The organism is Pseudomonas juntendi, from assembly GCF_009932375.1.
Classification (GTDB): domain Bacteria; phylum Pseudomonadota; class Gammaproteobacteria; order Pseudomonadales; family Pseudomonadaceae; genus Aquipseudomonas; species Aquipseudomonas juntendi.
On sequence record NZ_BLJG01000369.1, the window covers coordinates 1 to 1,640 of the forward strand.

Consider the following 1,640-nt stretch of genomic DNA (forward strand, 5'->3'; position numbering starts at 1 on the left):
CGCGTCGTACGAAAAGGCGGTCGCGTGCGCCTGACACAGGATGGACTGGCCCGAAACAAACGTAGGAGCGAGCGCCAGCTCGCGATGCGCCGCGCGGGCGGCGCTCGATATCAGCGATAACGCTCAAGCCAGTGCGCATAAGGCGCTGGCAAGGTCCAGGAGGCTTTTTCCACCCCCAGCTCCTTGGCCGCAAAGTAGGCCCAGTGCGGGTCGGCCAGGTGCGCGCGGCCTACCGACACCAGGTCCAGCTGGTTGGCCTGCAATGCCGCTTCGGCCAGCTGCGGGGTACCGAAACCCCACGCCGACGTCACCGGCAGCTTGGCTTCACGGCGCACACGCTCGGCAATCGGCCCCATGAACGCCGGGCCCCATGGGATGTTGGTATCAGGGATGGTAAAGCCGACACTCACGCTCAGCAGGTCCAGGCCGCCAGCCTTGAACCGCCGCGCCAACTCGATCGACTCTTCCAGGGTCTGCTCATCACGGCCGTCGTATTCCAACACGCCAAAACGCGCCGTCAGCGGCAGGTTTTCTGGCCACACTTCACGTACTGCAGCCAGGGTTTCCAGCAGGAAGCGGCTGCGGTTGTCGAAACTGCCACCGTAGGCATCGGTACGCTTGTTGGAATGCTCGGAGAAGAAGCTCTGCCCCAGGTAGCCGTGGGCAAAGTGCAGCTCGATCCACTCGAAGCCGGCATCGCGTGCACGGCGGGCGGCATCGACGAAGTCCTGCTTGACCCGGGCGATGTCCTCCAGGGTCATGGCACGCGGCACTTTTGGCAGGTGCGCACCGAAAGCAATGGCAGACGGGGCAATGGTTTCCCAGCCGCGGGCATCGTCGGCGGCAATATGGTCATCACCTTCCCAGGGCCGGTTGGCGCTGGCCTTGCGCCCGGCGTGGGCGATCTGAATGCCCGGTACCGAACCTGCTGCCTTGATCGCCTGTACCACCGGTACGAACGCCTGGGCATGGGCGTCGCTCCAGATCCCGGCGCAGCCGGGGGTAATGCGCCCCTCCGGCGCCACCGCCGTGGCTTCGACCACCAGCAAGCCGGCACCGCCCCGGGCCATGCCGGCCAGGTGCACATGGTGCCAGTCGTTGATCATGCCGTCCTCGGCCATGTACTGGCACATCGGCGGAATGGCAATGCGGTTGCGCAGGGTGACGTCCTTGAGGGTGTAAGGTTGGAACAACGCGGACATGGGAAACTCCCGGGCTATGTGGATACGATTGTTCGATCATAATCGAACTATGGCAATAATGAAAACCCCCGGTATCATGTGCAGCATGCGAGCCTATAAACATCCCAACCCTGAAGACCTGGTGCTGGAGCGCCTGCTGTACGCCCTGAGCGACCCCGTGCGCATGGGCATCGTGCGCCAGCTGGCCGGTGTGGCCGAAGCCACGTGCGGCGAACTGGACGGCGGCCGGCCCAAGTCGAGCATGTCCCACCACTTTCGCGTCTTGCGTGATGCGGGGTTGGTGCATACCCGCAATGTGGGCACAACCCACATGAATTCGCTGCGCAGCGAAATGCTGGAGGCCCGCTTCCCGGGGTTGCTGGCGTGCATTCTGCGCCAGCAGTAATACCTGCCCTGCGCCGCAAACAGCCCCGAACAGGCATCGAGTAGGAGGCGGGT

2 protein-coding genes are annotated in these 1,640 nt (G+C 64.2%); one reads left to right on the forward strand and one right to left on the reverse strand.

Going from position 1 to position 1,640, the window contains the following annotated elements; genetic code table 11:
• Positions 1–110: 110 nt before the first annotated feature.
• Positions 111–1,202: a xenobiotic reductase XenA gene (gene xenA, locus GYA94_RS26040; protein WP_009681758.1), complete on the reverse strand. Its 1,092-nt coding sequence runs from the start codon at positions 1,200–1,202 to the stop codon at positions 111–113.
• A gap of 49 nt (positions 1,203–1,251) precedes the next feature.
• Between xenA and GYA94_RS26045 the strand changes: the two genes are divergently transcribed.
• Complete coding sequence (locus GYA94_RS26045; protein ID WP_161893394.1) at positions 1,252–1,587, forward strand: ArsR/SmtB family transcription factor; 336 nt, start codon at positions 1,252–1,254, stop codon at positions 1,585–1,587.
• The last annotated feature ends 53 nt before the right edge of the window (positions 1,588–1,640 follow it).

Bases quoted from the DNA above. Each gene is read 5' to 3' on its own strand.
- GYA94_RS26045 (WP_161893394.1), top strand. From the start codon at position 1,252: ATGGCAATAATGAAAACCCCCGGTATCATGTGCAGCATGCGAGCCTAT.
- xenA (WP_009681758.1), bottom strand. From the start codon at position 1,202: ATGTCCGCGTTGTTCCAACCTTACACCCTCAAGGACGTCACCCTGCGC.